Raw genomic sequence first — 10440 nt, 5'->3', positions numbered from 1 at the left:
GGAGCTTGACTGTGTCACAATTATCAATTATTTTTGGTGAGCGGCTGAAATTACGATTGTAAATTAAATCTTGACACAGTTTATTTTACACTCCCACTCAATTTGAAATTACCATTCCGAACAGAAATGAATTCGATACCTGACCTGAGAGTCATATTGATTGATGATAATGAAATAGACCTGTTGTTGCACGAAAAGCTCATCACGCTGCAGCAGATCAGCAGAACTGTGTTGTCGTTTCTGAACGCGAACAAGGCGCTGGAATTCTTATCCAGCAACATTTCCCTGCCGCGCATCCCTCCTACCATCATCCTGCTGGACATACAGATGCCGGAGATGGACGGCTTCGAATTCCTGCATGCCTTTGATGCATACCCGCAGAAAATAAAGTCGCAATGCCATATCATTATGGTATCTTCTACGCTGGATTATGGCGATATAACCCGCTCCAACGCCAACCCGCTGGTCACGAAATTACTGCGCAAACCCTTACTGATGAAGGAACTCCGTGAGGCGGTGGAAGGAATTTTTAAAGATTTTGTATAAAAATTTTGGAATTCAAAGGAATTATATATTTTTGCATCCCGCAAGGGGGTAAACAACCACTGAATGGGGGATTAGCTCATCTGGTAGAGCGCAAGCATGGCATGTTTGAGGTGAGCGGTTCGAGCCCGCTATCCTCCACCAATCTTTCAAGACCCGCGCCCAGCGCGGGTTTTAGTATTTAGGGTAAACTCTATAGAGTAACAGCATAATTTACCGCGGTATCCGTGATCCAAAAATTTGGAAAACATGGATACTAAAAAAAAAATTGTCGCTACCCTCTATCCAAAGGATAGGGAAAATGAGGTAAGGGCTAATAAAACCGTTAACAGCTATAAGGGGAATCTGCACACCTTCTTTGAGTTATTAGTAATAAACAAAACTATTTCCGAAAATCCACTTAAGTGCTATAAACGCGAACAGGCAGATGAAAGTAAGCGCGCATGTCCGGATTCCGGATGTTTTTCTTGATGCACTTGCTTTTATTAACGACTATCCCGGCGATGATTACCTATTTGCGAACGGTGGAGTTCCAGGTCCAAAACAAGTGGGAAAAAAACCACTTTCCACTCGGCACAGAGATTTATTAACAGCCCTAATTCAATACTTAGAAATACAAATTCTATTCTTGGAAGCACACCGGTGCCGTAATATATTACTTGAAAACCAAGTACTTAAAAGGTCTCCGAGAGCAAGGGCGTTGTTCTTCTCTGGACATAAGTGGAGGAGTATTTAAAAAGTCTCATTGCCCTACTTATTCCTTCGATCAAAGAAGATTACCCAAAATTGGGCACGGCAATTTCCACAAAGGACATTTCAGCAGTAGCTGCTTAAACCTATAAATCAGCCTTTACAGAATTAAAAAAGGCCAAAGTTGAGAAATTCGTGGAAATGAGCCAAAAATTGGCAAACAGTTATAATGTCGAAATGTTACCTTGCGGTCAATTCTTATTGAGCTGGAATTGAAAGAAGGAGAAGGCCAGAGGAGCGACCCCGGCCTTCTATATATCAGCTACAGCCAGTTTGTGAAATTTTGGTGCCAGGACATTTACAATCTGTATATCTAAAGGACCATACCTGTTTGAATCTAGTAGGCTCCAATCAATGTTACCTCTTACAATGTTAATCAATCCTTTAATGTATATATCAACAACTCGCTGACTCTTCCCATATTTTGGCAACTGGGTAATTAATCGCTCAAATAGTTCCATGTATTGGTTATGCAGATGTACTGCCTTTCTGATAGCTTCGGCAAGCCCAATTTTATCCTCTTGCATTAAAACTACTACAACATTATGGTTATCCGAGTGATTTAGTTCTTTGTTGAGACTAAACAGATCATTAGCCAGACAGCCCAACCTTGCGCATAAGTCTGCAAGAATTGATAATTCCGGTAAATCCGGTAAATCAATCCTTGCTACAATTTTTACCAAGGTGGCAGCCAATGCCGCACCACCAGCTGCGGGCCGCATTTTCATATATTCCTTAAAAGGAGGAACTCGGTTAGCCTGGTCGTTCTGCTTTTCCCATGCAATGCCTTTAAACAGGGTGGATAAATCATTTATAAGCTCCCTTTTTAGTTTTGAGGAAATCATTACCGGCCGGGTCCACAATTCGGCCAGCGCGCATAGCAGGAGATTCTCTCCAAAATAGACTTCAGACTGTACTACCTGAATGATACTGGCAAGGAAATCAGGCGGCAAATCTTCAGTTAACGCATGATCAGCAACATCATCAAGGATGAAAAGCAGACTAAGTAAATCATTCGCCCATGTCATGAGTTCCTTATCACCCATATAAAACCGGCAGGTCATTGCTGCGAAATCTGCCGCTACAAATAAGTCGATTGCTGATGGATGAATAAGCTGAAAATTTTCGACCCAAAAAAGGGTATTCCTCTTTACTTCCTGATAATGTTCACTTTTATACGCAGGGAACGGGCAATATAATGCCGGAATAGTTAAGTCTCTATCGTTGTGCATAAGGAAAGGTTTTCCTATATACAATATAATGCAGGTTACTGAATTTTCACAGCAGCTAAATTTCAGTGGCGATTTTTTAATGCAGAAACAGGTAATAAGTGTAATTAAATATCAATGAATTGAACTTTAGTAACCATAAGCAATAAAAAGCTCCAATCAGGTCATGATTGGAGCTTCGTTGTAATAGCAGTGCGATAGATCCTCTAAATATTATGATACTTCTTAATAACTTCAATTAGAGTAGGTTTAAATATCGGTTTTTGCAGCACTTCAATTGCACCTGCTTCCTTTAAAGTAACGAGAGCGTCCTCCTCAGCTGTGCCAGTCAGGGCAATTATTGGCACTTTAGTAGTTGCTGCCTGAACTTTCAAAACCGTGTCAACACCTTGCGAATCATCAAGATTAATATCAAGAAAAATAAGATCCAGATCAGCTGTAGATTCAATAATCTTAATCGCTTTTTCAAGGGATGAAGCAGTTATTAAGTCAAATTGTAAGCTCTGCTGATACATTCCCCAAAAATTTATCTGGAATTGATGGTCCTCAACCAATAGAATCTTCTTCTTAGTAAAATCAATAGCTGTAGAGGAATCCAAATAACCGGCATCAGCTTCCCATTCTATTACCTCACCTTCTTGAATTGGTATTTTTGCAACCAAACATACTGGCCAAGTTCTACCACCTTCAACAAAAATCTGACCGTTTAGATTTTTAATTGCTCGATTTATTGTAGGTATCCCTATTCCTTTGCCATTTGCACTTAAGATATCATTTTCAGGGTCCGCTTTTAACAATGCATTCCTAACATCTTTACTTAATGGCTTACCATCATTTGCAACTTCAATGGTAAGGAGGTCTAATCCAACCTTAACTTTAATATCAACAAGGCCTGAAGCGTAAGTTATAGCGTTATTGATAGTGTTAGTTAAAAATTCGTCAATATAATGCGGGTTAACTTTTACATAAGGGAATCCTAAGAATTCATAGGATAAATGAATCTGAGAAATATCAGCAGCAACTGAGAAAATTTCCATTATATCATCACAAAAAAATTTGAGGTTTATATTCTCTAACTTTTTGTTGTCCTCCCGATATAAAATTTGATTAATTGAGCTTACCATTCGCCGAGTACATACGTCCAGTCCTCTAAGCTGCGACTTACTCATGACAACCTTATGACTTTCCAAAGTGGAGTTATCTTTTAGTTGTTCAAGCATGGCGCAAATGGGGGCCATCAGACCCCGCATATCATGAACAACAGATTTTAAATTTACATCTTGCATTCTAATTTTCTGCCGCAAATTGTAACCTTCTTCTTCCACTTCCTCGAAATGTCGGGAGGTAAATTTTAGTTTTCGTTGCAAATCTTCGTTTCGTGCACGCAAATCATTTGCAACAGCATCCGAATAACCTAATGCATGCCACATCACGAATAAAACAAGACCAACGACCGCAATTTGAATAGATAAACGGGCAAATATGATACCTCGTTCAGAAAATGGCAACGGCTCAAAAAAATGGTATGCATAATTGAATTTTAATGCACAGAACATCGTTAAGACCAATCCAGTCATTACTATGATACATCGCCGATCTCTATAAATGCACAGTACAAGCAAACACAGAAAAACCGAAATGAATTCTACACAAGCCAACTCCCCAATTATACACCCCCAATAAAATGTCGCAATTGTATGGGTCAAAACCAACACTGTTGCAGCAACCCAGTGTTTATGCATCTTGTTTAATAATGGCACAACTGTTAACACCAGTGCTTCAGATAAAGGCGCGTATAGCGTTACTGTGTTACCGGAAGTCCAATATAGTGGGAGACAAAACAAAACAGCCAAAATAGCTGGTAATACTGACATAGAATTCATAAGATACACAGAGCGCCTTTCAACATGGCTAAGCTCTTGATCTTGCATTCCCGTTAGTAAAATTCTGTTAAATTTTAGGGCAATACTCATCATGATGATTAATTAAAAATGGTTACTAAGATGAGATAACACAAGGGGCGTCACTATATATACGAAACCCAAAGCTAATCAGTTTGCCCTAATTCTAAATTAGCCTGCTGTCGCAGAGTGAAGTCTAAGTTAACTTTTTTATTAAATAATTATTATTTGCAATCCTTATTTTCCAATAAGTTGAGGTTTGCGAGGTCAACATAAGAAAGCTTGTATATACATGATAACTTTACGGCGGAATTCCTCATTTTCAAATACTCATCATACCACTGCCCCCTTAACCGTATCGACCTTCCCAAGCTAGTGAATAGTCAGCTCCATCTATTTTTACTCCAGTGGGACTATATACATCACTGCTACCTATCGGATAAAGGCTGCCATCAGATGCGGGATACCAGCCTCTAAAAAATGTAATTCCAGCCAAACACTCGGAAGGGCCCCGTTGATCGGGCGCTCCTATTTTAATGGATTATTTACAATCAATCATGGCAATATTCGTAAAATAAGCCCTGCTGGAGGGCGTTTGCGCGATTGCCTGGATAATCGTGAACACGCAGAGTAAAGTAGCTATGAAAAAGCCTTTCTTCATGAAATATTTTGATTTTTAGAGTTGCAAAAGAAATAATTTTGATGTTGATTAGGCTTACTTTTTCCAACATAGTAACTTTAGAAAACAAGTTCCGGATATGAAACCCACGTTCTTCGCCACCGCCGCGGCCTTCCGCCAATGGCTGGAAAAAAATCATGATACCGCCACTGAACTCCTCGTTGGATTCTACAAAACCAGCAGCGGCAAACCCAGCATGTCCTGGCCGGAATCGGTTGACCAGGCGCTGTGCTTCGGCTGGATAGACGGCGTCAGGAAATCCATCGACGAGGAAAGCTACATGATCCGCTTCACGCCCCGCAAACCGGGCAGCATATGGAGCGCCGTGAACATCAAAAAAATGGAGGAGCTGACGGCCAAAGGGTTAATGCGCCCTGCTGGCAAAGCCATCTTCGAAAAAAGGAAAGAAGGTAAAACCAATAAATACTCACACGAGCAGAAGGAAGCCGTAGCGCTGGATAAAGAGAGTGAGAAACTGTTTAAGGCCAACAAGGCAGCGTGGAAATTCTTTACATCCCAGCCTCCCTCCTATCAGAAAGTGATCATCTGGCTCATTGTAAGCGCCAAACAGCCGGCTACCAAACTGAAACGCCTAAACGAAGCCATAGAGGCCAGCGCAGCAGGGGAAAAAGTAAGCTGGTACCTCAAGTACAGGAAGTAGAATATCTCCGGGGCCTGCCGGCGGCAAACCCCGGAGACGACAATTACATGGGCTTCTCGACATTCACCATCCAGTTGAATCCAAATTTGTCCGTGAACATTCCGAAGCGTTTAGCCCAGAACGTTTCCTGCAGGGGCATGGTGACCGCTCCGCCGGCAGACAAGCCGCTGAACAGCTTTTCAGCTTCCGCTTCGTCGCCGCAGGAAAGCGTAAGGCTCACACTGTTACCGAAGGTAACCAGACCCTGGTGCATACTGTCGCTGGCCATCAGGCTGAAATCGCCGTTGCGCAGGGCCGCATGCATAACGGCATCCTGGAATTGCGCCGGCACCTCGTCCTTCATAGGGGAGTCTTTTACCGTCATTAAAAACAGTTCGCCACCCACTACGCTTTTGTAGAAGTTCATGGCTTCGGCGCAGTTGCCGTTCAAGGTCAAATAAGCGTTTAATGTAGACATAACAATGTATTTTAGGATTACAGGTAGGAATCCTAAAGGTAAAGAATTTATGCAGCCGCAACGTTAACTGATCAATACTTTATTGCGCACCAGCAGGCAGGCGCCGATTATCCCCGACCGCTCTCCCAGCCTGGATATCTTCAGCTTTGTATCATTGTTCACCAAACTGAGGGAATACTTGTTGATAGCGCTTTTTATGGGGAGACGGATAAGGTCGCCGGTGGCGGCAAGGCTACCGCCAAGGATCACCAGCTCAGGGTTAAAGATATTGTTCAGAATGGCCAGGCCACGGCCCAGGCTCTCCCCGATCCGCGCTATCAGCTCAATCGCCAGTACGTCATCATGCGTGGCGGCATCGATAATATCGGGCAGGGAAATGTCGGCTGTGGAAATATTACGGCGACTAAGTAACGAGGAAGAACCCTCTGCCAGCTTCTGTTTGAACATCCGCTCCAACGCCCAGCCGCTGGCTTCCGTTTCCAGGCAGCCTTTTTTACCGCAATGGCAAATGATCTCGTTATCGAACAGCGGGATATGACCAAACTCCCCGGAATAGCCGGATTTGCCGTAGTAGAGCTTTCCGTCTATCAGCACGCCCATACCGATGCCATAATCCAGGTTCAGGAACAGCACATTCTTTTCCCCATGCACGGAGTCGGAGCAGAATTCCCCGTAGGCCATGGCGCGGGAATCATTTTCCAGGAACACCCGGATGCCCACCTTCGATTCGATGATCTTGCTGAGCGGCTCTTCGTCGAAGTGAAAAAAGCTATAACTGAAGCCGGTGGCATAGTTGATGCGGCCGCTGAGGTTAATGCCAATCCCAAGTATCTTTTCCCGCGGCGCCGGCAGGGAATCGATAAATTCGTTGATGTGCACGCACAACTGCTCCAGGGACGCCTTATTGTTATCCAGCTTATAGGCCAGGTTTTCCACCGTATGCACGAGGTTCTTCTGCAGGTCGGACAAGCCCAGGTTCAGGTGGTTCTGCTTGATATCCACACCGATGAAAAACGCGGAATCCGGCACCAGGCCGTAGAGATTGGGTTTTCTGCCGCCGGTCGACTCAATTTTACCATAATCTTTTACCAGCCCGTCCAGTATCAGATCGTTCAGGAGGTTGGTCACTTTGGGAGCGCTGAGGTTTAACTGTTTGCACAGCTCTGCGATGGTGGCATTGCCAATGTTCGCAAAATGGGCCAGGGCAGCCTTCTTCAGGTTGATGTTCTTGTACGCAACCCCAGTTACCTGATTGCTGTTCAATTCGTCGAAAAATGTTCTGGCCATAACCGGTTTGATACTTTTGCTCGTTTTATACTCCAATTGTTAGCTGCAAGGTCTATATCAGTAAAAAATAAAATATCTAAGGCTTCGCTTTATCTCAAAATCCTGGTTGCTATCTCGTAAATAAAATCACTAAAAAGGCATAACACCGGAACATAAATATATAATAAGCTGCCGATTATCCATGGGCTTTATAGAGATTGCCCCGCCTGCAATCGGGCCGGTTACACGTATAGCGGGGATTTCACCTATAATAGATTTTGTTAATTGTTAAAAAAGAATACCTTTGCAGTCCTTTGTTTACCAAGTTCTGTCTTACAGGGCTTCTTACAAAGTTCATCACCGGCGGATGTGGTGAAATTGGTAGACACGCCAGACTTAGGATCTGGTGCCGCGAGGCATGGGGGTTCGAGTCCCTTCATCCGCACTTTGGGGAAAGCCGGCAGGTTTTCCCTTTTTTTGTGCCCGCCCTGCTCACAACAGCCCCAGCAGGCGGACTATTCACCACTGCAAATGTTCCGCGGATACCAGCCACTTCCATAAGCAATAATTATAATATTTAGCATAAATATTGGGCATGCCCCTGTATGAAAACGCTATCTATATCCGTAACAATGCTCCTGCTGGTTGGCAGTTTAACCGGTTGCTACCGGATGAGAGCCTCCAAAGGCGGCGGCCAGATCAGGCACATTCCCCCCAGAACCGTCAACGCGGCGGACATCACGCTGCCCGCGGGTTACAAGGCTGAACCGGTGGCAGAGGGCCTAACCTTTCCCAGCGCCATTACTTTCGATAATAACGGGAACGCCTATGTGATTGAAACAGGTTATTCCTATGGGGAAGTATGGACGGAGCCCAAACTCCTGCAACTGAAGCCGGACGGCAGTACAACGACCATTGCAACGGGTTCCCGCAACGGGCCGTGGACCAGTGTCACCTTCTATAAAGGCGCATTTTATGTGGCAGAAGGCGGCCAGGCCGATGGCGGGAAAATTCTCCGCATCACGCCCAAGGGAGAAATCACCACGCTCGTATCCGGCCTGCCAAGCGTAGGCGATCACCACACGGATGGCGTAGTGATTAAAGACGGCTATATTTATTTCGGCCAGGGGACGGCTACAAATGCAGGGGTGGTGGGAGAAGATAATGCCGCGTATGGCTGGTTGCTGCGTAAAAAGAACTTTCACGATATTCCATGTGCCGATGTCATCCTGGCTGGCCAAAATTATACCACCGCTAATCCACTCACGGATAATCCCGACGATATCGCCACCACCGGCGCTTATTCCCCGTTTGGCACTGCCACTACGCCTGGCCAGGTCATAAAGGGCTCCGTACCTTGCAATGGCGCTATCATGCGCATCCCCCTAGCCGGCGGCAAGCCGGAACTGGTAGCCTGGGGATTGCGCAACCCCTTTGGCCTCGCCGTTTCCGCCGATGGGAAATTATTCGTGACGGACAACGGGTTTGACGACAGGGGCAGCCGGCCGGTATGGGGCGCTGCGGACGTGCTGTGGGAAATCAAACAGGGCGCATGGTACGGCTGGCCCGACTTCTCAGCCGGCAGCCCCATCAAAGACGATGAAGAATATAAAGTGCCCGGTAAGGAGAAGGTAAAACCGCTGCTGCAGCAATACCCTGGCACACCGCCTGCGCCGGTAGCCATCCTGGGCGTGCACTCCTCTTCCAACGGCATTGACTTCGCGCCAGCCAACTTTGGTTATACGGGCGAAGCTTTCATTGCCCAGTTTGGCGATATGGCCCCCACCGTGGGCAAGGTAACCAGGCCCGTCGGGTTTAAGATCGTTAGGGTAAATACCGCTACCGGCGTAATCAGGGATTTTGCGGTCAACAGGGGAAAGCGTAACGGCCCTGCGAGCTGGGTCGGCCACGGCGGCTTCGAACGCCCGCTGGACGCCAAGTTCAACCCCTCCGGCGATGCGCTGTACGTCGTGGATTTCGGTATCCTCAAGATGACGGAAAAAGGGCCGCAACCCCAAATGAAAACAGGTGTGATCTGGAAAATAACAAAACACTGATTATGAAAACAGGAAACATGTTGATATATCTGTTGGCAGCCGGTTTGCTGGCGGCATGCGCTTCCAGGAAAAGCGAGCCCGTGAAACAGCGGGAATTTTCTCCCACCGGCCGCGTAGCCAGGGGCGAAGAGATATACATGGTCTATTGCGATAAATGCCATCCCGGCGGGGAAGCGGGCCTGGGCCCGGCCATCAGCTCCAACCCTGCCCCCCAGTTTATCAAGCGGTTCCAGATGCGCCATGGTTTGGGGGTAATGCCATCGTTTAAAAAGGAGGAGATATCAAAGAAAGATTTGAGGGATATTTCAAAGTACCTGCATGCCTGGAAGCATTACTAGCAGGAGGCTCTCCGCGATATGCAATGTACCCGCGGACGGACGTGAAAATTAGCCCTGCGGGCAATTCAAATACGCTGCATGTATGAAGCTCACCGGCCGGTATGCCGCCGGCCTTTTTACTCCAACTCCTTCGTTCATCCCCCGCAGTTATAGGAAAAATTGCGCAATTCCCCCCGATTTCCACCTGTTCAGACTAAATTTTAACCCGGTTTTGCCCTTTAACTTCAATAAAACGTACTATCTTCGCGCTCTGCTATATTGGGGTAAATTTCATAAATTCATGAAATCCAACATCTTAACCACAGATGTTGGGCAAAACAGGGCAGGAACATATAGCTTATCCACAGCGGGCAGTAAGATCGATAGTTAGACTTTATGCCAATATGGCAATCAAAATTTTGCTGTAGGTCCCCTTACTTCCTGAGTCGGTTTGTTCGGGAATAAATCAGTCTCCACTTACCTTTTGAGGATTTCCGGGCGTTCGTCCGGGTGTTTCTGAATGACTTCATGGCAGAAAAATAAAACAGGAATTATTATTGCTTCTTAAAGAACATTTTAT

9 protein-coding genes and 2 tRNA genes are annotated in these 10440 nt (G+C 45.5%); 7 read left to right on the top strand and 4 right to left on the bottom strand.

All coding sequences use genetic code 11. The features are described from left to right. The first annotated feature begins 126 nt into the window (after positions 1-126). From BOC67_RS14050 to BOC67_RS14040, 3 genes are all read left to right on the top strand, one after another. A complete protein-coding gene (locus tag BOC67_RS14050) occupies positions 127-546 on the top strand; it encodes a response regulator (protein WP_291910980.1) in 420 nt (139 codons plus the stop codon). 65 nt (positions 547-611) lie between these two features. Beyond that, positions 612-687, top strand: a tRNA-Ala gene (locus tag BOC67_RS14045). Between the two features lie 105 nt (positions 688-792). Then, a complete protein-coding gene (locus BOC67_RS14040; protein WP_291910979.1) occupies positions 793-1014 on the top strand; it encodes a hypothetical protein in 222 nt (73 codons plus the stop codon). Positions 1015-1544: 530 nt separating this feature from the next. Here the strand turns inward: BOC67_RS14040 and BOC67_RS14035 are convergent. Further along, positions 1545-2525, bottom strand: coding sequence for a hypothetical protein (locus BOC67_RS14035; protein WP_291910978.1), 981 nt, complete (start codon positions 2523-2525; stop codon positions 1545-1547). Between the two features lie 203 nt (positions 2526-2728). Then, positions 2729-4498 (bottom strand): hybrid sensor histidine kinase/response regulator, encoded by a 1770-nt coding sequence (locus tag BOC67_RS14030; RefSeq protein ID WP_291910977.1) that lies wholly within the window; start codon positions 4496-4498, stop codon positions 2729-2731. Between the two features lie 683 nt (positions 4499-5181). On the opposite strand from BOC67_RS14030, the gene BOC67_RS14025 reads away from it, so the two are divergent. Continuing rightward, positions 5182-5763, top strand: coding sequence for a YdeI family protein (locus tag BOC67_RS14025; RefSeq protein WP_291910976.1), 582 nt, complete (start codon positions 5182-5184; stop codon positions 5761-5763). 43 nt (positions 5764-5806) lie between these two features. On the opposite strand, the gene BOC67_RS14020 is transcribed toward BOC67_RS14025, so the two are convergent. Both BOC67_RS14020 and BOC67_RS14015 read right to left on the bottom strand, forming a co-directional pair. Beyond that, positions 5807-6220 carry a VOC family protein gene (locus tag BOC67_RS14020; protein ID WP_291910974.1) on the bottom strand — a complete coding sequence of 138 codons (414 nt, stop codon included), beginning with the start codon at positions 6218-6220 and terminating at the stop codon, positions 5807-5809. 63 nt (positions 6221-6283) lie between these two features. Beyond that, positions 6284-7507 (bottom strand): ROK family transcriptional regulator, encoded by a 1224-nt coding sequence (locus BOC67_RS14015; protein WP_291910973.1) that lies wholly within the window; start codon positions 7505-7507, stop codon positions 6284-6286. Positions 7508-7849: 342 nt separating this feature from the next. Here BOC67_RS14015 and BOC67_RS14010 point away from each other — a divergent pair. The 3 genes from BOC67_RS14010 to BOC67_RS14000 all read left to right on the top strand — a co-directional run bounded on the left by BOC67_RS14010 (position 7850) and on the right by BOC67_RS14000 (position 9881). Then, a tRNA-Leu gene (locus BOC67_RS14010) sits at positions 7850-7931 on the top strand. Positions 7932-8091: 160 nt separating this feature from the next. Continuing rightward, positions 8092-9543, top strand: coding sequence for a PQQ-dependent sugar dehydrogenase (locus tag BOC67_RS14005; protein WP_291910972.1), 1452 nt, complete (start codon positions 8092-8094; stop codon positions 9541-9543). Positions 9544-9545: 2 nt separating this feature from the next. Further along, on the top strand, positions 9546-9881 hold the full coding sequence (locus BOC67_RS14000) for a cytochrome c (protein ID WP_291910971.1): 336 nt from the start codon (positions 9546-9548) through the stop codon (positions 9879-9881). Positions 9882-10440 lie beyond the last annotated feature (559 nt).

This window comes from Chitinophaga sp. CB10 (genome assembly GCA_001870995.2).
Taxonomy (GTDB): Bacteria; Bacteroidota; Bacteroidia; order Chitinophagales; family Chitinophagaceae; genus Chitinophaga.
This window is presented reverse-complemented; position numbering and strand designations above follow the sequence as displayed.